General features: G+C 42.7%; 22 protein-coding genes. 7 read left to right on the plus strand and 15 right to left on the minus strand.

The features are described 5' to 3' along the window. Positions 1-737 precede the first annotated feature (737 nt). The 5 genes from CZ794_RS06475 to CZ794_RS06495 form a co-directional block, all read right to left on the minus strand. A complete protein-coding gene (locus CZ794_RS06475; protein WP_087040835.1) occupies positions 738-2,243 on the minus strand; it encodes a tripartite tricarboxylate transporter permease in 1,506 nt (501 codons plus the stop codon). A 5-nt stretch (positions 2,244-2,248) separates the two neighbouring features. Then, positions 2,249-2,704, minus strand: a complete 456-nt coding sequence (locus CZ794_RS06480) for a tripartite tricarboxylate transporter TctB family protein (protein ID WP_087040836.1) — start codon at positions 2,702-2,704, stop codon at positions 2,249-2,251. Positions 2,705-2,817: 113 nt separating this feature from the next. Further along, positions 2,818-3,858 (minus strand): tripartite tricarboxylate transporter substrate binding protein, encoded by a 1,041-nt coding sequence (locus CZ794_RS06485; protein WP_087040837.1) that lies wholly within the window; start codon positions 3,856-3,858, stop codon positions 2,818-2,820. A 511-nt stretch (positions 3,859-4,369) separates the two neighbouring features. Then, positions 4,370-5,170 carry an amidohydrolase gene (locus CZ794_RS06490; protein WP_087040838.1) on the minus strand — a complete coding sequence of 267 codons (801 nt, stop codon included), beginning with the start codon at positions 5,168-5,170 and terminating at the stop codon, positions 4,370-4,372. 24 nt (positions 5,171-5,194) lie between these two features. Further along, on the minus strand, positions 5,195-6,484 hold the full coding sequence (locus CZ794_RS06495) for an SLC13 family permease (protein ID WP_087040839.1): 1,290 nt from the start codon (positions 6,482-6,484) through the stop codon (positions 5,195-5,197). A 340-nt stretch (positions 6,485-6,824) separates the two neighbouring features. Here CZ794_RS06495 and CZ794_RS06500 point away from each other — a divergent pair, with 340 nt between their 5' ends. From CZ794_RS06500 to CZ794_RS06520, 5 genes are all read left to right on the plus strand, one after another. Further along, positions 6,825-7,550 (plus strand): GntR family transcriptional regulator, encoded by a 726-nt coding sequence (locus CZ794_RS06500; RefSeq protein ID WP_087040840.1) that lies wholly within the window; start codon positions 6,825-6,827, stop codon positions 7,548-7,550. 367 nt (positions 7,551-7,917) lie between these two features. After that, positions 7,918-8,925 (plus strand): DUF1852 domain-containing protein, encoded by a 1,008-nt coding sequence (locus CZ794_RS06505; RefSeq protein WP_087040841.1) that lies wholly within the window; start codon positions 7,918-7,920, stop codon positions 8,923-8,925. A 69-nt stretch (positions 8,926-8,994) separates the two neighbouring features. After that, a complete protein-coding gene (locus tag CZ794_RS06510) occupies positions 8,995-10,023 on the plus strand; it encodes a methionine synthase (protein WP_087040842.1) in 1,029 nt (342 codons plus the stop codon). A 34-nt stretch (positions 10,024-10,057) separates the two neighbouring features. Beyond that, the gene (locus CZ794_RS06515) at positions 10,058-10,561 is read left to right on the plus strand and encodes a flavin reductase (protein ID WP_087040843.1); all 504 of its coding nucleotides are present in this window, start codon (positions 10,058-10,060) and stop codon (positions 10,559-10,561) included. Positions 10,562-10,599: 38 nt separating this feature from the next. Further along, entirely contained in the window at positions 10,600-11,415 is an 816-nt protein-coding gene (locus tag CZ794_RS06520) for a sulfite exporter TauE/SafE family protein (protein WP_087040844.1), read from the plus strand. A gap of 184 nt (positions 11,416-11,599) precedes the next feature. Here the strand turns inward: CZ794_RS06520 and CZ794_RS06525 are convergent, their stop codons facing one another. The 10 genes from CZ794_RS06525 to hisF form a co-directional block, all read right to left on the minus strand. Beyond that, the gene (locus CZ794_RS06525) at positions 11,600-12,529 is read right to left on the minus strand and encodes a DMT family transporter (RefSeq protein WP_087040845.1); all 930 of its coding nucleotides are present in this window, start codon (positions 12,527-12,529) and stop codon (positions 11,600-11,602) included. A gap of 104 nt (positions 12,530-12,633) precedes the next feature. Further along, a complete protein-coding gene (locus CZ794_RS06530; protein ID WP_087040846.1) occupies positions 12,634-13,338 on the minus strand; it encodes an AraC family transcriptional regulator in 705 nt (234 codons plus the stop codon). A gap of 204 nt (positions 13,339-13,542) precedes the next feature. Next, positions 13,543-14,316 (minus strand): tRNA pseudouridine(65) synthase TruC, encoded by a 774-nt coding sequence (gene truC / locus CZ794_RS06535; protein WP_087040976.1) that lies wholly within the window; start codon positions 14,314-14,316, stop codon positions 13,543-13,545. Positions 14,317-14,500: 184 nt separating this feature from the next. Further along, on the minus strand, positions 14,501-16,345 hold the full coding sequence (gene glmS / locus CZ794_RS06540; protein WP_087040847.1) for a glutamine--fructose-6-phosphate transaminase (isomerizing): 1,845 nt from the start codon (positions 16,343-16,345) through the stop codon (positions 14,501-14,503). A 171-nt stretch (positions 16,346-16,516) separates the two neighbouring features. Beyond that, a complete protein-coding gene (gene glmU, locus CZ794_RS06545) occupies positions 16,517-17,899 on the minus strand; it encodes a bifunctional UDP-N-acetylglucosamine diphosphorylase/glucosamine-1-phosphate N-acetyltransferase GlmU (RefSeq protein ID WP_087040848.1) in 1,383 nt (460 codons plus the stop codon). Between the two features lie 184 nt (positions 17,900-18,083). Then, positions 18,084-18,665 carry a phosphatidylglycerophosphatase A gene (locus CZ794_RS06550; RefSeq protein ID WP_087040849.1) on the minus strand — a complete coding sequence of 194 codons (582 nt, stop codon included), beginning with the start codon at positions 18,663-18,665 and terminating at the stop codon, positions 18,084-18,086. Positions 18,666-18,668: 3 nt separating this feature from the next. Then, positions 18,669-19,700 (minus strand): thiamine-phosphate kinase, encoded by a 1,032-nt coding sequence (gene thiL / locus CZ794_RS06555; protein ID WP_087040850.1) that lies wholly within the window; start codon positions 19,698-19,700, stop codon positions 18,669-18,671. 6 nt (positions 19,701-19,706) lie between these two features. Then, entirely contained in the window at positions 19,707-20,558 is an 852-nt protein-coding gene (nusB, locus tag CZ794_RS06560; RefSeq protein ID WP_087040851.1) for a transcription antitermination factor NusB, read from the minus strand. Between the two features lie 297 nt (positions 20,559-20,855). Beyond that, on the minus strand, positions 20,856-21,377 hold the full coding sequence (gene ribE / locus CZ794_RS06565) for a 6,7-dimethyl-8-ribityllumazine synthase (protein ID WP_062845688.1): 522 nt from the start codon (positions 21,375-21,377) through the stop codon (positions 20,856-20,858). A gap of 202 nt (positions 21,378-21,579) precedes the next feature. Then, entirely contained in the window at positions 21,580-22,362 is a 783-nt protein-coding gene (gene hisF, locus CZ794_RS06570) for an imidazole glycerol phosphate synthase subunit HisF (protein WP_087040852.1), read from the minus strand. Positions 22,363-22,459: 97 nt separating this feature from the next. Here hisF and CZ794_RS06575 point away from each other — a divergent pair, with 97 nt between their 5' ends. Together CZ794_RS06575 and CZ794_RS06580 are read left to right on the plus strand one after the other, a co-directional pair. Then, positions 22,460-23,323, plus strand: a complete 864-nt coding sequence (locus CZ794_RS06575) for a class II glutamine amidotransferase (protein ID WP_087040853.1) — start codon at positions 22,460-22,462, stop codon at positions 23,321-23,323. A gap of 257 nt (positions 23,324-23,580) precedes the next feature. Further along, the gene (locus tag CZ794_RS06580; RefSeq protein ID WP_087040854.1) at positions 23,581-24,831 is read left to right on the plus strand and encodes a homoserine kinase; all 1,251 of its coding nucleotides are present in this window, start codon (positions 23,581-23,583) and stop codon (positions 24,829-24,831) included. Positions 24,832-24,886 lie beyond the last annotated feature (55 nt).

Below are 24,886 nucleotides of genomic sequence, written 5' to 3' on the forward strand. Positions count from 1 at the left end.
AAGTAGTGCGGCATTGCATGCTATAAATAACATTTGTTTAATGTCTCTGGTTCATAACCACAAAGGATTTATCTATAGATGAGTATTTTTTATATATCGAATATAAACCGTCTATCGATAATATGAACCGTCTGTCTATTTTGTTACTCGATTGTAATACAGAATTTACACAATTGCACGTTAAATATTTGATTTATATTAGAATATATTTTGCATAGAAAGGATACTGTGTCAGCAGTTTGTTTATATTTCACTTATTATTTTTCTATTAAAATCTTGAAGTTATGAAATATATTTAGAGTTAACACTATACTGGATATGGCATTGAACGCTCTTCATTAGGTATAAAGACTAGAAAGCAAGCGGTAAGATGACTGTAACGACAAACGGTATTAATTTGAGATTAAAAGGAGTTTTTTGTAATGGATAGTCATAATAAATGAAAGTAGATACTGCCTATTATTAAAAATTAGTCAAATTACGACTACTAAATTTTTTAACTTTTGAATTTCAAACGATAGAGGCAGAAGTTGCCAATAAGATATTTTTGGACTCAATACCCAAGCCTATATTTTAAAAAACGTGGGTAAATATGCGCCAGTTCACGGCTTGTGCAGGTACTGTTTATACTCAGTACTCCAATAGAAAAATCGCATACTTATACTGCATAAAAAAAACGGTGGTCATACATAGAGTATGACCACCGCCGGAGAAACATTAAACAAACTGGTTATAGATTAAATAGCAGTCTTCTTAAAACGCTTGCGATAAATGCTGCGGATGATTGGCATAAATACCATCAAGATTGCAAGTATCCATAAAACGATAGTGATAGGGCTGCTCCACAAGATAGACAGTTCACCTTGAGAGATGGATAGGGCACGTCTTAAGTTAGACTCCATAAGCTCACCCAATACATAGCCTAAAATGAGGGCTGATAATGGGAAGTTTAGCTTACGTAAGAAATAACCAAATACACCAAGTGCTACCATGAATACCAAATCAAACGTTGTACTGTGAATCGAGTACACACCAACAAAGCTGACTGCGGCAATGCCAGGTATTAAGACATAGTTTGGTACATCAAGCAGTTTTGCAAATAAGCCAACCAAAGGAATGTTCATCACTAACAAAATAACGTTACAGATGAACAAAGAGGCAATAAGACCCCAAACGATATCAGGTTGCTCAGTAAATAGCTGCGGACCTGGCGTAATGTTATACAAGGTCAATGCACCCATCATAACGGCTGTTGTACCAGAACCTGGTACACCTAACGTCAACATCGGTACAAATGAGCCACAAGCTGAGGCATTGTTTGCTGCTTCTGGTGAAGCAACACCGCGTAGATCACCGTCACCAAAAGTACCCGTTTCACCAGCGATTTTACGTTCACTCGCATACGTCATGGCACTGGCAATAGTTGCGCCTGCACCAGGTAGAATACCAATGACAAAGCCCATCGCGCCGCTTCGTAACATCGCACCTAGACTGAACATAAATTCTTTAAAGTTCACTAAGCTACGTTTACCTTGCTCGATCACCTTGTGTCCAGTGGTGGTTCTTTCGAGCAGAATTAGAATTTCGCTCACACTGAAGAAACCAATAACGATGGTTGTAAACTGAATACCATCTGATAAATTGACCGAATCAAACGTAAAACGGTAGATACCAGTAACGGCATCAACACCAACGGTTGCGAGACCCAAACCAATCAAAGCGGCAATACCAGTCTTAACAGGTTGGTCGCCCACTAAACCGCCCAAGCAAGTGATGGCAAATACCATCAATACAAAGTACTCAGAAGGTCCAAAAGAGATGGCCCATTTGGCTAATAGAGGCGCAAACAATACCACACCGATGGTAGCGATAGTGGCACCGATAAAGGAGCTAAAAGCGGATAAAGACAGCGCAATACCGGCTTTTCCTTGCTTTGCCAAGGGATAGCCATCAAGCGTCGTCATAATGGCAGCCGCATCACCAGGTACGTTGATAAGAATAGCAGAGATACGTCCACCATACTCACAGCCCAGATAAACAGCCGCTAGTAGAATCAGTGCGCTCTCTGGTGGTAACCCAAGTGCAAAAGCAAAAGGTAATAATATCGCCACCCCGTTGATAGGGCCAAGACCCGGCAACATACCGACAATCGTACCCAAAAACGCGCCGATAAGTGCAATCAGTAAGTTTTGTGGGGTAGATGCGACAGCGAAACCATGCATTAAAAAATCAAAAGTATCCATGTTGGCTATCCTATAATCCCTGATAATATTCCGAGTGGCAAAATGACATCTAAACCTAAGTCAAATAAAGCGTATAAGGCAATACTGATCACAACTGAAAAAATTAGGGTTTTAAGTGGCTTACCTGCAAATAGTAGGCCTACTGCAAAAGACATCAAAATGGTAGAAACGATAAAGCCTAAGGGCTCAAAAATAAGGCTATAAACCAATAAGGCCAAGGTACAAAGCGCCAAATTTCTGATGATGGGTTTGCTCCATCCCAAATCAATCGGCTTAGTAAAACTTGCAGGACGAAAAGCGACCACTAAAGCGCCAAAGGCCAACAAAGAAAAAATTAAAATAGGGTAAGGGCGAGGACCAATCGGGTCATAAGCAATGGGGGCAACATAACTAGTGGCTAAGTAGACTAGAAATAGACTTACTAGCGCCATCAGCCCAGAAAACACACGTTCCATTGTCATAAGGAGCACTCCTTGAATTATGGGGAAAAAAGGCTGACAGATAGGTATCCTGCCAGCCTTTCGAAATACCAAACACCTCTAAGGTTCAATAAGGGTATTAAATCCTAATAGAATTATTTGGCTGGTTCTTCCGCTCCAACAAGGCCATACTCAGCAGACAATTCACGTAATTCGCCAGTACGCTTGTAAACGTATTCTTGTAACTCTTCTCCAGTCATAGAGAATGGTAATAATTCTTGCTGCTCACGTATTTCAGCAAATTTTGGATCAGCAAGCATTTTGTCAAAGGCATCTTTCCACCAGTTATAGGCGCCAGCACTCACATCTGGTCCCATGTAGTAACCACGAACCACAGGCCAAGTGACATCATAACCTTGCTCTTTTGCAGTAGGGACATCAGCCATACTACCGCCCAGTCTTTCATCTGCAAAGACTGCCAATACACGTAATTTACCAGCTGTGGCTTGTGGCATAATCTCAGCAATACCTGCACTCACAACGGTGATGTGATTACCCATAACGGCTGTAATGGCTTCACCACCGCCTTCCATCGCCACATAAGTCATGTCGCTAGGATTCACGCCAACGGCTTTGGCTAAAATGGCTGTTTGCATCCAATCCTGACCGCCGACACTACCACCAGCACCGAAGCTGATAGATTTTGGATCTGATTTTAATTTGGCAACCAGTCCAGCTAGATCCTTGATTGGTGAATCAGCATTAACCGCAATAGCGCCATAATCTGTACCAACACCTGCTAGCCATTTCACATCTTTTTCAGTGAATTTACCAAACTTACCTTGTGATAGGTTAAGGATAGAGCCGGTAGAGAAAGCAACGATAGCATCACCATTATCACGATCATTCGCAACGATTTTGTTATACGCAACTGCGCCAACGCCGCCTGGCATATAAGTGACACGCATAGGATCTGTTAAGACGCCAGTATCTCGCAGGCCCGCTTGAGCAAGCTTACAGGTCAAGTCAAAACCACCACCTGGTTTTGCTGGTGCAATACATTCTGGACGTGAAGGAGCGATTAGCTCACTGCCGCCAGTTGCAGTTGCATCTGTACTTGCAGTTTCGTTTGCATTGTTACAGGCGGTAAGGGTTAAAACAGACAGGCCAAGAGCCAGATAGGATAGTTTTTTCACACGACACTCCTTGTGTGTTTTGTTTACGAAAAAATCAATAAAATCTTAATGAGGATAGAAAGAGTACTGCCTGAAATCTCAATGTAAGATTCGTTTAAATTAATAAACTTCTCGGCAAGATAGCTTTCAATGTTATGCAAAAGTAACAGAATATTTTAGAAATGACAAGAAACATATGTATGTATGTATGAATATTATTTTGAGGTCATGAAGCAGAAAGTAACGGAACGCGAGTTATCAAATGGTTTAATGACAGCTAAAACGGTATGCTTTTCTTCTGTACAGTACAGAATACAAGGCATCTATCAATCATGACAAATGGTCTTTAAATCAGTTGTTTAGGTATGCCACTCTGAAAATTTTCCGAGTATAGTCACGATATTTTTATAACTATTTATTTTCGATGAGTAGATGGTATGTCGCAATCGGGCATGAAACGATGGCTTATGTGATCTGCTCATGAAAAAATACCCCAGTTCTGACGATGATAAAATGACAACAGCCAACCGGTTTAAAAGGTAAACAAGTTGGTGTTATTTGTGGTCAGTATTTGTGCGGTCAATTCGTCGCAATTTATAATTTTTTTGAACGTGGTCAGTGCTTTGGTAAAATTGATTTGGCCCTCATTTTGTGTATGAGGCCAATCACTACCCCAAATCAGACGATTTTTCATATTGCGTTGTATCAATAATTTGAGAGCATCCTTGGCATTTTGAACGCCTATCTCGTTTCCCAATCGATAGTAGCCAGAGACTTTGACCCAGTGTTGATCGGGATCAAGCATATCTAGCAATTGAAGGAATTCTCGATCCTGCACCCCCTTGATAGGATTGAATCGACCAAAATGATCAATCACAATATTGAGTTTATATTGTTTTAGTATCGGTAATAACTGGATCAAATAAACAGGCGGCGCTTGAATCTCTACCTGCCAATTTATATCAGCCAGCTGCGATAAAAAAACTTTCCATTGCGGGCTGGTGAGATCAGGACAGGTGATACCAAACAGGTTGATACGGATACCGACCACACCTTGTTGATCTAGTGATCGTAAGGTAGAGGTGTCTATCGTGTTTGGAAGAACCGCAATACCTCTGAGGCGCTCAGGGTATTTTAAAAGGGCTTTGAGCATATAACTATTGTCTGTACCCAAAAAACTTGGCTGAACCAAGACGGCCTTGCAAAAGCCATGCTTATCAAGCTGCTCAATATAGCTCTCTACACTGGCGGTATAGTTGGGTCGATAGCGCGCAGTCGCTGGATACGTCTCATGGTGTAAAAATACATGTGCATGAGCATCCATGTAATCCATATAAATCTCTTTTTTTAGTAGCAGTTAAAACACGATTTGGATAAATAAAATCGCTATTATGCCAACAACAATATCTAAAGGTACGGCTTTAAACAACAAAATATGTAAAAGCTTATTTTTATCAATGTGTACTTGTGCGGCTCCCAATATGAGACTGCCGCCTGATGAAAAAGGCGAGATGGATGAGCTTTGAGCCCCTACTACAATGCAGATAAATAAGAAAAAAGGGTTCAAACCAGAGGCTACCGCCAAGGCGGGTACCATAGGAAATAGCGTAGGAGCAACAACCCCAAGTGTACTGGCAAATATCGACATAATTGCACTAATAATAAATAATAAAGTGGGTATCAACCAAATAGGCACATTGGTACTGAGCCATTCTGTCAGCTCATAAATTACCCCTACCTCCACACCCAAACTGATCAACATACCAACGCCGCAAATCATAATGAGCGTATTCCACGGTATTAGGGCAATCACTGTTTTTTCATCACCCAGCTTCAAAACCAAGCTGACTAAAGCGAAAAAGATAGCGATAAAACCAATGTCTATCCGAGCGTTCAAAAACTCAATCGTTTCTACATTTGGTATGAGTAGGTTTGAAATAGGCACAACGAGTACCGTGGCCATCATAATAAAAATCAGCATGATAGACTTTTTTTGTTTACTATCAAACGCTTCTGGTATGATGGTTTGGATTGCTATTTTGCTAGATTTGGCATTGATAGAGCTATAAATACCTAATAGAACCACAGGCATCAAAAAGGTTGCCGCAAAGATTCCTAAACCGTAAGTAAAGGTATTGTCATTTGCCACGCCAGCGCCACTCATAAGCTCTCGAAAAATAACACCGCTCTGTGAAGTGATAAAATTGGCCCCTGCAAGTGCCCCATAGTTCACCGACAAGGTAGCAATAATAATATTCAAGTTGGTTCTTTGAGACAACAACAAAATCATCGGTGCCATAGTAGCGAGCACAGTGTAATAGCCAGCTCCCAAAGCGGCTACAATCGTGGCGGCAAAGAAAATAGCCAAAGGCAAAAATGCTGGAAAGCGTCGACATTTATATATCAAATGTTCACACAGTTTTTCTAAGGCACCATTGGCAAGAGAGAAGTTGTAGAAGAGAGTCACTGCCAAAATAACGAAGAAAATTTTGAGTGGCCATAGCTTAATCACTTCATAGGCGCTCAGTTGCATACCAAAGCAACCGATCAGGTATGAGAAGACAATCGCAAATAAGCCAATATTGATTTTTGTGGTGTAGCCCAGTGCAATAGATATCACAATGGCGGCTATAATGTAGAGAGTCATCACTACTCCTTGATCTTAACTGCATGAATTCTATAAAAATCCATATCAATTTTTATGGATTAAAGAGTGTCACGATAATATTGACAAATAGTGTTCTAGATTAGAAAATCGTATAAGCTTTAAAAGTGCGATTGACCGAATGAAATAATAGCAAAAAAGCACATGTTAATTAGATAAGATTGCCTATAAAAAACCAATCGAGTGTTACTATTAAAATGATACGTATTAAACTTGTTTAGAGCTTAAGATACTGTCATCAAATAGATCCTGCTTATGGGATTCTAACAACGCTCAACGAGATTAAGCAGCGCTTAATACGCTCTCTATTGTGGTGGAAAAAATGTTAAAAAACTTCAAACAATTTAAAATGCCACGGTATGAGCAAGTACGGTGGCATATCCAGACTTTGCTGACAGAAAGTAAATGGGACGAAAATACCGCACTACCTACCGAACAAGAGTTCGCAGATAAATATCAAGTATCGGTAGGAACGGTTCGTAAAGCTGTCGAAAAGCTGGTAGAAGAAGGCGTCCTCATGAAGCAGCAGGGACGAGGTACTTTTCTAAAACGACCAAATTTTGAAAGCTCGTTATCAAGGTTTTTTAAGTTCCGTGATAAAGAGGCTTCCTATGTCGTTCCCACTGGAGTGGTTAAAAAGGTAGAGACTATAGAAGGTGTCGATGCCATCAATAAAAAACTGAATATCGGTAAAAACAAAGAACTCATTTATATAGAACGTGTGCGTATCGTCGAAAATACGGTCATGCTGAGTGAAAAAATTTGGTTACCCAAAAGCCTGTATCAGCCTTTTGTCAACCTAGCGCCCGAAGATTTCGAAAACCTCTTATATCCTTTTTATTATAAGGCGTGCGGACAGTTTGTCTCGTCTGCTGTCGAAAAGCTTTTCTTTATCACTGGGTATGTCGATGCTTATTTGGGCAATGACGCACAAGAAAATTTGGTTAAAGTATGCCGCGTTGCCAAGAACCTAAAAGGTGATCCAATTGAGTACAGAGAATCGTATGGATTGGCAGAAGATTTTAGTTATGAAATTAATATCAACTAGTCATAGTCAACTATCATGCATTAGATATGAGTTGATAGTTAAAGAGCTTACGGTTTAAGACAAGATTAAAACAACTAATGATATGAGATACCTATGAATAAGAGTTATCTCATCGCTTTTCGCTTATAAACAAGCAATTATTTGTCGTTGTTTCTCCTACATTCACTCTCCAATTAGATTTTTCTTTATCAGATAGACTATCAATAGCACTGTGATTTTCACATTGTCTGGTTTAAATTTATTTAATAACATGAATTTTATTCATCTTTAGTTCAAATTAAGTCGTTTTTATTCATGTGTTGATTCAGGCATAATTCCCTTATACAAAAATTTGGTTTCATATTTGATTATAAGGTAGTGAATTGCCATGAGTAACGATTTTACTTGTTCAATTTCGAGCATCCGTTTTGATGAAAACTATCATCCTGCAGACAGCACCCGTCTAACCACGAACTTTGCCAATTTGGCTCGAGGCGAGCACCGTCAAGAGAATCTACGTAAGACACTCAGAATGATAAACAATCGTTTTAATGCGTTGGCGAGTTGGGATAATCCGACAGCGGACCGCTATTCTGTGGAAGTTGACATTGTTTCTGCAAACATGGACATCAAGGGCAACGGGGACACTTTTCCTGTCATTGAAACATTGAAGACGACCATTATCGATCATAAAGACAATAAGCGTATCGAGGGTATGATTGGCAATAGCTTCTCGTCTTATGTGCGCGATTATGATTTTAGCATCGTACTGCCAGATCATTTTGACAAAAACCCAACCTCGCCGCCACCTGAGCATTTTGGGGATCTTCACGGCAAGCTGTTTCAGCATTTATTAAATTCAGACGCTTACCAAGCCAATTTTAGTAAAAAGCCTGTGATTTGCTTGAGTGTTTCAACCAGTAAAACCTATCACCGCACCAACAATCAGCATCCGGTGTTGGGAGTGGAGTATAGACAAGATGAATATTCGTTGACGGATGAATACTTCCACAAAATGGGTTTGACCGTTCGTTACTTTATGCCTACAGGCAGTGCAGCACCGCTCGCGTTTTATTTTGCAGGCGATTTGCTGAGTGATTACACCGATCTTGAGCTGATTAGTACAATTAGTACAATGGATACGTTTCAAAAAATCTATCGACCTGAAATCTATAACGCCAACTCTACCGCAGGTCAGGTTTATCAACCCAGTCTTAAGTATCAGGATTACTCACTGACGCAGATTGTGTATGACCGTGAAGAGCGCAGCCAATTAGCGGTGAAGCAAGGAAAAATTACTGAAGAGCAGTTTATCAAGCCATATCAGTCCATCCTTGAGCAATGGGCAGCAAATTACTCTGCCCAAAAAGAGACGGTCAAAAGGCACGCTGCTTAATACGCTAAAGTGGCCGAGATAAGACATTCCCCATATATAAAAAATACATAGATAAGAGACACATTAACAATGAAAATATTATTACCGACGTCGACTGCTGGCAGCTTACCAAAACCCTCTTGGTTGGCAGAACCTGAAAAAATTTGGTCACCTTGGGCGTTAGAAGGTGAGCAGTTGATTGAAGCCAAACAGGATGCGTTACGTTTGTCACTGCAAGAGCAGTTGCATGCAGGCGTCGATATCGTCAGTGATGGCGAGCAGACCCGTCAGCATTTTGTCACCACCTTTATTGAACATCTCGATGGCGTCGATTTTGAAAATCGTGAGACCGTTCGCATTCGCAATCGCTATGATGCCAGTGTGCCATCAGTTGTTGGTGATGTAAGCCGCCAAAAACCTGTGTTTGTAGACGATGCCAAGTTTTTACGTCAGCAAACCGACAAGCCAATAAAATGGGCACTTCCAGGTCCAATGACGATGATTGATACCTTATATGATGGGCATTATAAAAGTCGTGAAAAATTGGCGTGGGAGTTTGCCAAAATTTTGAATCAAGAAGCCAAAGAATTAGAAGCCGCTGGCGTGGATATCATCCAATTCGATGAGCCCGCGTTCAATGTATTCTTTGATGACGTAAACGACTGGGGTATCGCCACATTAGAGCGCGCCATCGAAGGCTTAAAGTGCGAAACCGCTGTGCATATTTGCTATGGTTACGGCATTAAAGCCAATAACGATTGGAAAAAAACACTGGGTTCAGAGTGGCGTCAATACGAACAAGCATTTCCCAAGCTGCAACAATCAAAGATTGATATCGTGTCACTTGAGTGCCAAAACTCTCATGTCCCAATGGATTTGATTGAGCTTATCCGCGGCAAAAAAGTAATGATTGGTGCCATCGATGTGGCAACCAACACCATTGAAACACCAGAAGAAGTGGCCGCTACGCTACGAAAAGCCTTACAATTCGTGGATGCAGATAAGCTTTACCCATCGACCAATTGCGGCATGGCACCGTTGTCTCGCGACGTGGCACGAGGTAAGTTAAAAGCACTAAGCGCTGGTGCTGAACTGGTTCGCCAAGAGCTGGCGCGCTAAGCGTACGATGCGCGATAAATTTAGGACATATATGATGATTGAAGCCAGTGATTTTAGAAACGCGATGGCGCGCCTTGCGACAGCAGTCAGCGTGATTACCACAGAAGGGGAGTCGGGCGCACACGGTTTTACTGCCTCCGCCGTTTGTAGCGTTAGCGATAATCCGCCAACCTTATTGGTGTGTATGAACCAAGCGGCGCGCTCACACGGTCATTTTATTGATCACAAAACCTTATGCGTTAACGTGCTAAGCGCACGGCATGAGTCGCTATCCAACACTTTTGCGTCCAAATTGTGTTCTAAAGAGCGGTTTGAACAAGGCGCTTGGGGCACGTTAGTCACAGGCGCGCCTGTCTTGGCAGACGCGCTGGTCAGTTTTGATTGTGAGATTGAGCAGGTGCAGTCAATGGGCACGCACAGCGTTTTTATGTGCCGCGTCGTTGCTATCAAACATGCTGAACAAGAAGGCGAGACAGACGAAAGCTTGGTCTATTTTAATCGCGCATATCATCAAGTGGGTCAGGTCGAAAGCGCTTAACCAACCCTTTTCATCATCCAACCAAAAGTAACGATTCTGTGGAACTTATCATTTTTTTAATCATTGGGGCAGTAGCAGGCTTTGCAGCGGGTCTGTTCGGGGTAGGTGGTGGCACGATCATTGTGCCGCTGTTATTTATCGTTTTTACCCAGATGGACTATAGTCCCGATACCGTCATGCATTTGGCACTAGGCACCTCGCTTGCAACCATCATTGTCACCTCGATCAGCTCGCTCATGGCGCATAATAAAAAAGGTGGCGTCATGTGGCCTGTGTTTAAAAATCTCACACCAGGCATGGCGCTTGGCTGCTTTTTTGGGGCAGGGATTGCAGGCGCACTCTCAGGCACTCATCTTCAGCTGATCGTGGGTACGTTTTTGCTGTGGGTGGCATTTAACATGTTTACGGGTGGCAAAAAGCGATTGGCTACTGATGTCAGCGCTGCCGATACTGTGTTGCCATCGACGTCTAAGCAACTGGCAGCAGGAGCAGGCATTGGTGTGGCGTCTGCCATTTTTGGTATTGGGGGTGGCAGTTTAACCGTGCCGTATCTCACGCGTTATGGCGTGGTGATGCAAAAAGCAGTGGGCACGTCTGCTGCTTGCGGTCTGCCTATTGCTATTGCTGGCGCACTTGGTTTTATGGTCTTTGGAATGAAAGATCACGTCGATATTCCCAACGCGATTGGTTTTGTGCATATTTATGCCTTTTTGGGTATCAGCATCATGAGCTTTTTTACCGCAAAAGTAGGCGCAAAAGTCGCACACCAATTATCACCAACATTATTAAAAAAATGTTTTGCGGTGCTCCTTATGATGGTGAGCTGCTTCTTTTTATATAAAGGGTTGTTTTAAGGATTTGGATTGGTGTGTCTGAAATATGAAGACCAAGGACGATATAGTGTTGCTTAATATTGAAAATCACGCCTAGTTTAGTAGTTTGGTATAAGTGGTTTTATTGATCTCGTTTATTTTGGGTGGTTTATTAATAAGTTTGAAAGGTAAGGTGACGGGTTCCGTTTGGGTATACTCAAAACTCTTAGAAAATATGACTTCTCTTAAAATATCTCGGAGTTGAAACTTTAATTATTTGTAGTAAAAGACAAATAATCATTAGAAACATACCTAACCAACCAATAGGAGAAAAGACTTCTCCAACAACAATAACCGCAAGTATTGTTGCTACGATAGGCTCCAATAATGTAATTAACGTAGCTTGGCTCGCCTCAATGACTTTCAGTGCTTGACCAAAAAGTAAGTACCCTATAAACATAGGTGCAATTGCCATGTATAAGGCAGCTGTTATATGTTTACCATCTAAAAATAGGTTATCACCTGTAAATAGTAATGAAGGTAACAATACGATTGCGGAGAGACCAAACATACTTGCCATTGCAGATTTAGATTCTACTCCTGTCTCTATCATGTGCCGTGCTGACCACGAGTAGGTGGCATAAGTTAATCCTGCAACCAAACCTAATAATATTCCCCATTTTTGATGGTTCGCCACTATATCTAGGTCAATATTTTTAGTTTTTCCTATAGTCAGTAAGCTGACACCAACGGCACCAAATAGAAAACTTATTACCCATTTTTTATTAATCTTTTTATTGCTGATTAGACGCTCCATTATTACTGTAAAAAATGGCGCGCTAGCAATTGAGATAACCGTTCCAATAGCGACACCAGCTAGACGCATAGAAGAATAAAAAGCTAATGGATAAATGGCAACACATATCGCTCCTATTAATAAGGCCTTGGGCTGAGAAGTTAATTTTATTTTATCATTCATTATGTGTTTTCTAGCGTTTACTACTAGCAGTACACCACCTATACCCATTGCAAATGCACCAGTTGCTAAAGGACTGACCTCAGGCGTAAAAGCGGATACAGTACCTGTTGTACCCCAAAGAATGCTAGCAATAATCACAAATACAACAGCGCTCAAACTAGATTTCACCTGCAACATAATAGCTACTCTCAAGGTTATATTGAATAATACTATTATAGAGAGTTATTAATACTAGATTGTGCAGATTGGACGGTTTTGTCGATTGGTCAGACGCGTTTGAATTAGAACAGTCTAGAAGGTGAAATGCCGAAATGTTTTGAAAAACGGCGACTGAATGCACTGACATTAGCGTAACCAACTAATTCAGCAATGATAGAAATGGGTGAGTCAGTATGTAGTAATAAAGCTTGAGCCTTTTGCATTCTTAGCTCTGTAATGTACTCAGTTACTGTCTGACCAGTCTGTGATTTAAAGTTCTTTTTAAACTGTGTAGCGCTCAAACAAGCAATACCTGCTAAAGCGTCTATAGATAAGTTATGAGAAAGGTTGTTATTAATATAGTCCACTACCTCTCTAATTCTATGGTCATACTGAACGAATAATTTTTGTTCTTCTAAAAGTCTGTAAAAAGTAGTGAACATCAATGCTTCAATTTCAGCGTGGATTTGATGCTTGAGCTGACTCTCAGCAAATTCTAAAAACAATAACAATGTTGAGCTAATTGAAAAAACAATTTTTTCTGAATCAAGAATATGATCTGGTAAAAAATCTGTATCAACAACGATGAATTTTGCATTTTCTTCAGCATTAAAATAATGCTTTTCACGCGCCTTGACTACAACACATTCCCTTGGAGTAACTTTACCAATATAACTTTCAACCTTAATGTTGATAACGCCTCGAAGTGGTAAAACAATTTGATGAAAGTCATGAGAGTGTCCTTTAGTCTGATGATTGTAAGATCTAATCGAGAGTGTATTTGTCATTTCTTTCTCTATAGCAGCGCTTATATAAATAAAAATAATGCTCTAAAAGCTCACTGTATGTACAAAATGAAGTACATTGCGACTATATTAGCAAATGAAACCTTTGCTATCACTAGCCCACAGCCAAGGGTTCTAGTCCTCACTAGGGTACCGAACTTTTAGTAGCGGTATTTCGGCTTTTTTCGCTATTTATTTTATATTAGTTTATGCTTCTATACTCTCTACCCAAGAAAACGCTTCTAATATACGCATCCATTGATCGTCCAATCCCGCTTTTAGCAATAACGGCTCATCAGTGATCGGATGGTTGAGCGCCAATGTCTGAGCATGTAATAGCATGCGCGTACAGTCATAGTAATTACGAAAAAATCGTGTCTGCCGTATATCGCCATAGCTGGTATCACCGATGATGGGATGAAAGACATGTTTCATGTGTCGCCGTAGCTGATGCTTGCGTCCAGTCTCAGGTATCAAGCGCACAAGGCTATAGCGGCTCGTGTCATGTTTTTTTGATACAGCGAAGGGTAGCTCCACTTGTGCCAAGCATTGCCAATGAGTGACGGCTTCTTGAGCAGGTTTGTCCCAATCGGCAAATTTGTCAGCAATGGCATCGGGCTGGAAGCTCAATGCGTAATCAATGCTACCTTGCTTTGGCATAAATCCGCGCACTACGGCTATATATTGCTTGGATACTTCATGCGCAGTAAATGCCTCGGTCAGGATACGCGCCACGGCTGAGCTTTTGGCAAACAATAGCACGCCTGATGTCGGCCTATCTAATCGATGTACAGGAAAGACATGGCAACCGACGGCATCACGGGTGAGCTGCATGGCAAAGCGCGTCTCGCCTTTATCGAGCCAACTGCGATGCACCAATAAACCTGCTTGCTTGTTAATCGCGACCAAAAATTCATCTTCATAGATAATCTCTATTTGGTCGGTGCTATCGGGTTCGATATCTATATTTTCCGTGCTCATGCTATCGCTGCCATTATGATTTAAAGGATTGATATTTTGCTCATTCGTCATATACAAAAAATCCTTCGTCATCTTGAAAGATCAGATGGCGAAGGATTTATCGTAGTACAATAGTATGACAGATAATTACTCAGTATGACAAGTAATTGAATAGTAAAAATATTATATAAATCAATATCTTAAACTATTCAACCGTGACTGATTTTGCCAAGTTACGTGGCTGGTCAACGTCCGTGCCACGCATCACTGCCACATGATACGACAACAGTTGTACGGGTACGCTGTAGACGATAGGCGCTAGCGTTTCGCACACATCAGGCACATGCACCACGTGCAAACGGTCTTCTGCGATCATCTGACTGGCTTCGCTAGCGAATACAAACAACTCACCGTGACGAGCATGTACCTCTTGCATGTTGGCTTTTAACTTATCAAACATACTGTCTTTAGGCGCAAGTACAACGATAGGCATATCTCTATCAACCAGCGCTAAAGGACCATGTTTTAGCTCGCCTGCGGCATAACCTTCTGCATGAATATAAGAGATTTCTTTAAGCTTTAACGCGCCTTCCAAAGCGATTGGGAACTGTAACCCGCGACCTAAGAACAAGCAACTTCTCTTATCTTCAAAATGCTCACTCATCGCTTGAATAGGCGCATCTAGGTGCAAGCTGGCATACAACTGACCTGGTAGCTGCTGTAACTCATCAATCAGTGTCGTTAAATGCTCTTGAGTCATACGCTGCTGAGTTGACCCTACTTTTAAGATTAATAGCATCAAAGCGACTAATTGGGTTGTAAATGCTTTGGTCGAAGCGACGCCAATCTCAGGTCCTGCCAGTGTCGGTAAGAAAATATCAGTCTCACGCACAAGCGACGAGGTAGGGACGTTGCATAGTGCCAAGCTTACCAAACCTGTAGGCATGTGCTTTTGAATGTCGCGCAAGGCTGATAAAGTATCCGCTGTCTCGCCTGATTGCGAAATACAAATCACCAGCGAATGGTCAACCACGACTGGATTGCGATAACGGAACTCGCTGGCCACTTCAACCGAGCAGGGCACACGAATCAAGCTCTCAAACCAGTATTTTGCGACCAAACCTGCGTGATAGCTGGTACCGCAAGCAATAATTTGTACGTTGCGGATACCTGATAGCTGTGCTTCATGACGCTGTAAAAAATCATCGCGTAATTTGACTGTGTCGCCATTGTCTACCGCCATCTCGATAGTACGAGCGACTGCATCTGGCTGCTCATAGATTTCTTTGAGCATATAATGCTTAAACTCACCTTTATCGGCATTGTGCTGTGTCGCGTCAATTTCATGTATTTGACGTTTCACTTCCACACCATCGGCAAAGACTTGAATACTTTTACGAGTCAGCTTGGCAATATCGCCTTCTTCTAAATACATAAAACGGTTGGTCACAGGCAACAAGGCCAATTGATCTGAAGCAATGAAATTCTCGCCAATACCCACACCAATGACTAATGGTGAGCCAAGGCGTACGGTAATCAATTCTTCAGGACAGTCAATATGTACAATACCTAGGGCAAAGGCGCCATGTAACAATGGAATGACCTTGCGAACGGCTTCTAGTAAGTCAGGCGTTTGTTTATAAATATCATGAATCAAGTGCGCAACGACTTCGGTATCTGTCTGTGAGGTAAACTCATAGCCCTTCGCAAGCAAGTCTTCTTTGAGCTCAGCATAGTTCTCAACGATACCATTGTGAACCACAGCAATCTTGCCTGAAACGTGAGGGTGGGCATTACGTTGGGCTGGTTCCCCATGAGTCGCCCAGCGTGTGTGAGCGATACCAATATGACCGTCGAACAGTTCTGGATTGGTAGCTACCGCATCGACTAGAGCCTGAACTTTGCCTACTTGGCGTTCGCGGTGTAGTTCGCCATCACGGATCACAGTCAAACCAGCAGAATCATAGCCTCGATATTCCAAACGTTTGAGACCTTCTAATAAAATATTGGCAATATTACGCTCAGCAACTGCCCCTACAATTCCGCACATGGCTATTCCTTACTTTTGATTTTTGATATATGGTGAGGAGTCTCTCAATAAATCGTACGAATGATTATTGAGTATCCACAAAATAATGCTTCTATAAAAACGATGAAGCAGCACCACAAAGATTGCCGTACTGCTCAACTGCTAACTGGTATTAATGTCGTGATTAACGATTTAGCTATTTTTTTTAGCTGGTCTTTGGTACTGCTCTTTTTGCGTCTGACGAGCGCGCCCAAATGCTAAGGCGTTGGCATCCACATCTTTGGTAATCACTGAGCCTGCTGCCACTGTCGCAGTCTCGCCAATCGTCACTGGCGCAACGAGACTGGCGTTAGAACCGATAAACGCATTGTCTTTGATAAGCGTCGGTGATTTATTGATACCGTCATAGTTACAAGTAATCACGCCTGCGCCGATATTGACGCCTGTGCCAACGCTCGCATCTCCAATATAGCTCAGATGATTTACCTTGCTACCTTGACCAATCGTGGATTTTTTAATTTCAACAAAGTTACCAACTTTACTGTTATCAGATAATACCGTCTGAGGGCGTAAGTGGGCAAACGGACCAATATCGACACCTGCACCTATATCGGCACCATCGATGACACAATAAGGTTTGAGATGACACGCATTGCCAATTTGGGCGTTTTTAATGATACAGCCAGCTTCGATATAGACATTGTCGCCTAATGTACAATCGCCTTCGAACACCACGCCGACATCTACAAAAACGTCTTGACCTGCGGTCAATGTGCCTCGAATATCAACACGAGTAGGGTCAGCAAACTGGACACCCGCTTCTTGTAAATCAGCAACCAATTTGCTTTGCCAAGTACGTTCCAAGCTGGCAAGCTGCTGACGGTTATTCACGCCTTCAATCTCAAACGTGTGCTCAGGTTCGATCGCAGCAATCGTAATCCCATCAGCGACGGCCATTTTGACAATATCTGTCAGGTAATATTCTTGCTGGGCATTGTCGTTAGACAGTTCCGGCAAATATTTATGCAATAAAGCATTATCGACACAATAGATGCCACTATTGATTTCTTGAATGCTTTGCTCATCAGCGTCAGCGTCTTTTTGTTCGACGATAGCCGTGATATGACCTTCTGTATTGCGTTTGATACGGCCTAATCCAAACGGATTATCTACTGTCAATGTCAGCATAGACATACCAGCAGTATTGGCCGTTTTCAATGCAGATAAGGTTTGACAGCTTACCAATGGCACATCGCCATATAAAATCAGACTTTGTCCCTCTTTTGGTAAGTCAGACAAAGTAACCTTAACGGCGTGCCCCGTTCCCAATTGTTCGGTTTGAGCAACCCAAGTAATGGAAGAATGCCCATATTGAGTGGTGATTTCTGATTTTACTTGGTCACCACCAAAGCCATGGACAATGATGGTCTCGTCAACTGTCAGCTTATGGCAAGTGTCCAATACGTGACCAAGTAATGATTTACCAGCCAAAGTTTGAAGCACTTTTGGCTTGGCAGACTGCATGCGCGTGCCTTTACCAGCCGCTAGAATAATTACAGAAAGGGGAGATGTCATAATAGCTCTTATGAATGTAACAAAATATAATATTCGATTATAGCGTAAATGTTTGTTTGGCGTGATGTGATGACGTTCAAGCTTTGTAACTTAGCGCTATAAAAAAATGTGTGTAGCGATACTTAAAGCCATTATTCAAAGTCATCAAGCTCAATACTCTTAACTTAATACTATTAAATAGCTACTAAAGAGAAAAAACCATCATCACAATTATCCATACGACAACTGCCATGACGCCCGCAATAATATCATCGAGCATCACCCCTAAGCCGCCTGCGACTTTACGATCAGCCCAACCAATTGGGGGTGGTTTGATAATGTCGAAAAAGCGGAAAAGTACAAAAGCCAGAAGTAAGGCAGCGAGGGAAAATGGCTGCGAAATATACTGCCAAAAACTATCAGCCGTCATGCTCATATAAGAAAAAGGCAATAAGGTAATCCACATGCCGGCCCATTCATCCCACACAATATGGGGGTCATCATGCCCTTTCATTAGCTCTGAGGTACGGCCACATATCCAAATACCAAGGATAGAGGATAAAACAGTAATCAGCAAAAATGGTAAAAATCCAAGGCTTAAAAGAGGTATGGCGACAATCAAACCACCTACCGTTCCCCAAGTACCAGGCGCACGGCGGGGCAGGCCACTACCCAAACCCAGTCCAAGCCAATAAATCATGCGATCGAGCATACTGGCATTTACTGGGAGAGGCGGGCAGTCATTGGCTTTACGAATATCGGGCTTAGATAAATCATGGTCGATCATGGGTTAACCTGTAAAATGTTGGTAACCAGTAAGCGTAGGCCATATACTAAATGGCGCTGGATGGGTTGGGGTGACTGCCTGTCCTTGATAGTAAAGCTCAGGACGTACAGGCACAGTACTGCCTGTCGTAATACCTGTCATATCTGCTATTGCGATAACATCACCAATATAGGTAACAGGGACGTTGCTGGCAGGAGGAATAACATGAGCTGGCAACGTAAAAGCCAATTCATAATCGTCACCACCAGCCAACTGACACAGTAAACGCTCGGACAGATCAACGACTGACAAAGACGTGCTACTGGGTAACTGTTCTAAATTCAAACGGATATTAACAGCACTTTGCTGACAGATATGTCCAAGATCTTGGTATAGACCATCAGAGATATCAATCATCGCTGTTGCGCCGATTTTTGCTAAAGCGGCTCCCAGTGCAACTCGAGGCGTCGGCATGTGCAGACGATGCGCCAGTGCCACGCCTTGAGTATTGTCAGGATGTTGCAACGCATAACTGGCGTCGCCCAATGTCCCTGACACATATACTCTGTCACCAACCTGTGCCCCTGAGCGGTAGATAGCGGGCGTATCTTTTGCCAATATGCCTTGGGCACTGACGCTAAGTACTAAGCTATCGCTACGCGTGGTGTCCCCACCGATTAAACTGACGCCAAATAGCTGACAGGCATGAAACAAGCCTTTGGCAAATTCGCTAAGCCATTCGCTTGTTGCCAGACGTTTGGGCAAGGCTATTGCCAGTAAAATACTGTGCGGCGTTGCACCCATGGCAGCAATGTCTGAGACATTAACCGCCACCGCTTTATACCCAATAGCAAAGGCAAGCTTCTCAATCTGCTCCCAGTCCGCACTAAAATGTCGACCTTGAACGAGTGTGTCAATGCAGCTAACCAAACGCGAACCTACAGGCAAGGTCATGACGGCAGCGTCATCACCAATACCCTTTTCAAGACCACTTGATAAAGGCTGTGCGGCTTGCATCTGCAAAAATATACGCTCAATCAGCTCAAACTCATTCATGATTAATCAGTCTTGGCTTTTGGCGTCAGCGTCTTTTTTATTCGCTTTAAATTCACTGATATTGGCACTGGCTTTGCTCGCGCTATTACGTTTGACGCTGGCATTGTTGGCGCTGATACGCGGTTTGCTTGATGCCGTCGGTTGATTGTCGCTATCAGTTTTAGCGGTTTCTACCGTTGCTGCTTCAGGCGTGTCGACTGCTTGAGCTTCAGACTGTTTGGCCGCTGCTTTTTGTGACGTGCGCAGATTGGCTTTGCTATCGGCTTCTATTTCAATGACTCGCAGTTCCACGGCCATTCTATCGAGTACGGCATTGATCAATTTGTGCGCATCAGTGGCACCAAAATGATTGTTCAACTTCATTGCTTCATCAAGAATGACTTTGTAAGGAATCTCAAAGCGATTCTGTAGCTCATAAGCGCCAATCAGCAAAATGGCGTGCTCAACCGTATCTAATTTGTTGATATCACGATCAAGATGTTGGCTGATAAGCGCATCTAGCGTCTCAATTTGCTCTGGGATATCGCGCATCATTTCATGATAATAACCGATATGTACTGTGTGCATGGCATTGGTCGCACGTGTACGGGCAGCGATATCGTGTGGGGCATTGGCCTTCCAACCAAGCTTGCCATCTATGTCGAAGCGGCGATCAGTAACCAGCCATTCGTATAGACCTTGCATGGCAAAACGTCTTGCCTTACGGATAGCGGTGTGACTGGTCTTATAAGAAGACTCACTCATATCAAAGGTTTGATCACCCGCACTGCTGCTGGCTATGCGAGTAGCTTCAGCTTGTGGATCGTTGGCTTGTGCGGTTTTCGCAGCGCTGATAGCGCGCTTGAGTTGGTCAGTCATAGGGGGTCTGTACCTAAATTTTGAGATAATACCTATTTAAAATATAAATCAATAACGTGCGTCATCATGGTCGGCAAGCGTTCCACTCATAATGCTCTTAATGATTTGAGTGAGATTTTTATATTCTAAAAAAGGATAGAAAGACGGTGAAAATTCAATAAACAACCAGTTGTTGGTACTGGCTAATGTCATGTGAATGCGGCTATTATCAAAAAGCCGCATCCGTAAAATTTATATCAGACAGTATGAGTTTAAACATATAATCTTGTTTTAAATAAAGATTACTTTATTCAAAAGTTAAGCGACGTCACTCTCATCGTCAATATCTAACTGTGACAACACGGCAATCATCTCGAGCACGACCATAGCGGCCTCTGAGCCTTTGTTACCTGCTTTGGTGCCAGAACGCTCAATGGCTTGCTCGATACTGTCAGTGGTCAAAACGCCGTTTGCAACTGGGATGTTGTAATCAATGGCGACACTGCTTAAGCCTTTTGCAGACTCGCTTGCGACAAAATCAAAGTGCGGCGTGCTACCACGGATAATCGCGCCTAAAGCAATGATGGCGTCAAAACGATCTGACTCAGCAGCGCGCTGGGCAACCAAAGGAAGCTCAAAGGCACCAGGCACACGAATCACGGTAATATTGCTACCCAAAACGCCATGACGTAATAGCGCATCAATGGCGCCATCTACCAATGACTCAACGACAAAGCCGTTAAAACGACCGACCACGATACCGATGCGGGCGTCGGCGTTTTGATGCAAATTACCATCGATATGGGTCACGTCATTGCGTTGCTGTTGTAAATTTGACATAAAAAATCCTTTGCCTAATTGGCGTTCAATGGAAATATAAGAGGAAACAGAGCGTTAAATATAGCAATAGATTCAAATAATTGATTTGCTTGTCGGCTCACTGATGAATGAGTCGTCAAAAAACAGGCAGTTAAATGAATAAAAATAAGTGGTTAGTACTATGATAACATTTTTTATGATTTATTGGCATTTTACCAATGTCTTATAAGCGCATCTGTATGCCTTGTGATGCCATGTACTGTTTGGCCTCTAAGACCGTATACTCACCAAAGTGAAAAATACTGGCGGCGAGCACAGCATCTACGCCGCCCTCTAAGACGCCTTCGGCCAAATGTTGCAGATTACCAACGCCGCCTGAGGCAATAACAGGGACATTCACTTGACTGGTGATGTGTTGCATGAGCGCCAAATCATAGCCTTTTTTGGTGCCATCGCCATCCATTGAGGTGACCAGCAATTCGCCCGCACCCAACTCTGCCATTTTGCGCGCCCAAGCAACGGCATCAATACCTGTGGGTTTACGTCCGCCATGGGTAAAAATCTCCCAACGCGGCACGACAATACCATCCACTTCGATATCTGCAACGCGCTTGGCATCAATTGCCACCACGATACATTGATTGCCAAATTTTTGCGCCGCTTCACCAACAAACTCAGGCGTAAACACAGCAGCTGAATTGATCGCAACCTTATCCGCACCAGCATTTAATAGATTGCGAATGTCAGCGATTTTACGCACACCGCCACCGACGGTTAGCGGAACGAATACCGTCTCAGCCATGCGCTCAACCGTATGATACGTGGTATCACGCTCATCGTTGGTGGCCGTAATATCCAAAAAAGTAATCTCATCCGCGCCTTGTTCGTTGTAGCGTTTGGCGACTTCAACTGGATCCCCTGCGTCTTTGATATCGACAAACTGGACACCTTTGACCACGCGGCCATTATCCACATCAAGACAGGGAATGATACGTTTTGCTAGCATAAAACCGCCTATTAATTCGTGCAAGAATACAAAGATGAATCGTATAAAATGCTATGATACGCGTAACTATTTTACAAAACAAATGCAAAGGTTGCTTATGTGCCAACTGCTCGCCATGAATAGCAAAAATCCAGCCGATATTAGTTTCTCTTTTGCGGGTTTTCGGGCGCGCGGTGGCTTGACCGACGACCATATTGACGGCTTTGGTATTGCTTATTTTGAGCCGACAGGCATACGACTTTACTGTGACAATCGAGCAGCGATGGATTCTCCACTTGCCGAATTGGTCAGTCAAACCCGAGTGAAAGCGGCCAATACCATTGTCCATATTCGTAAGTCAGATGATCAATTATTATGTAATGCCCATCCCTTTACCCGTGAGATTTGGGGCGAGGCTTGGGTGTTTTCTCACAACGGTAAAATGACCATCAGAGATGCCTCAGATAGCGACCCCATTAATCAAGCAACAGGCAAACAAGGTAAATCTAATCATTATATTCCAGTAGGCGATACCGATTCAGAATTTGCCTTTTGCTACTTGCTCAATCAACTCAAAGACCGTTTTGAGCACAAGCCTGATGCACAAACGCTGTATGTGTTTTTAACAGAGCAGTGCCGTTTTTTGGCAAATTACGGATTGTTTAATTGTCTGCTGTCCAATGGCGAATGGATGCTTGGCTATGCCACGACTTTATTGTTTTATGTGACGCGGCAAGCCCCCTTTGGGTCAGCGGCGCTCATTGATGTGGATGTAACGATGGATTTTGAGACCGTCAATGAGGCAAGCGATGTCATCACAGTCTTTGCCACCACGCCACTGACATCTGATGAGGAATGGCAGCAGCTTGCTGTCAACGAGTGCATTATTTTTGCCGATGGACATAAGGTTTACCAAGATGTACCTACATCGCCTGTTTATTTATCGATTGAAAAAGGCTTAGAGATTGCAAAAAATGCCTAGTTTATGTGCCAGTTAACGTAATTGCGGCTTATCGTTACTTTATCTTATTGCCATTTTCTATAGTATCAACCAAATTATATAGAGTAGGTGGCAGCCAAAGCTGTTTAGCGATATTTAAAATTTGCTTATCAGCAAGGTAATGGTCACTATTACTATCTGTTGTCACATATATTTTGACCCAAATTCAATGTATTATTTTACGCGCTACTTTTACTATTTAACTATTTCTACCATTTAACGATTACAAGTGAGATGTCATGTCCGTCTATACCCAGTTAACCGATGACCAGTTTGCCGCCTTTTGCCAAAGCTTTGGCGTGTCGTTTGCGCGCGCGATTCCAATTACGCAGGGTATCAAAAACTCAAACTGGTTTATTCAAACGACTGATGATACAGATGGCACATACTCTTACGTATTTACCTTGTTTGAAGAACGTCCACCTGCTGATATCGAAAAAATGGCCGTTATTCTCAATCAGTTGAATGGCAAGTTGCCCGTTGCTGCGCCGCTATCTGTTATTGAGTCAAATAGTGCTCAGGTGGATGGCGACATCGAGGACAAGCGTTATGTGATTCATTATGAAGACAAAGCCATCACTTTAGTGCCATGCCTTGCAGGGACGCATCCAGAGCAAACGACGCAAGCCATGTGTCATGAGATTGGTGCCGCTCTCGCGTTACTACATGAGACCTTGCAAGCGCTACAACCAAGCGAGCAATATGGTGTGCCTTTATATCCATGGAGTGAGGTACGCGATCGTGAAATGCAATTTATGCCAAGTGATGAAGCCAAGTTGATGAGTGATATCTGGCGCGCTTATACAGAATTGCCGCTTGCAACCTTGCCAAAGGGTTTGTGTCATTTAGATATGTTTGCGGACAACACACTTTGGCATCTCCAAAAAGGGGAGTCTCGTCTAACAGGGCTATTAGATTTCACTGAGGTCAGTGCCGAGCATTATGTGATGGATATTGCCATTACTGTTAACGACTTCTGTACGACGTGGGGCGATGCCGAACAAGGCGAGTCGGTGAATTTTGATCGCAGTAAAATGGCAGCGTTTTTGCAAGGATACGAATCTAAGCGTCCGCTTGGTGATGACGAAAAACGCGCCTTGCCAGTGATGCTTGCCAAAGCGGCGGTTATTTTTTGGTTATTACGCTTGAATGTGATCCACTATAACCGTACGGAAGGGCGCACGGGCGACAATATCATGGTCAAAAACCCTGATTTGATGAAACGTCTGTCCGCTTATCATTGGTCGCAGGTAGAAAAAGCGCAAAATACTGTTTTTGTCCTTGAGCATGCACGCTACAAGGGTGATGATAGAAACAACGATGTTGAAGATTATAAGTTAATAGGCGTATTTGCCACTGAGCAACAAGCGCAAACCGCGATGGCGCAGCTAAAAAACCAGCCTGGATTTAGAGACCACCCTAACGGTTTTCATATTGATGCATACCCACTTGGTCAGATTAATTGGTCACAGGGTTTCGAGCTTTATTAAGAATACTGGTATAAATTTATCATTTGTGAAGATTACAAATCATTATTTTTAAGGA

Source organism: Psychrobacter sp. JB385, assembly GCF_900163785.1.
GTDB lineage: Bacteria > Pseudomonadota > Gammaproteobacteria > Pseudomonadales > Moraxellaceae > Psychrobacter.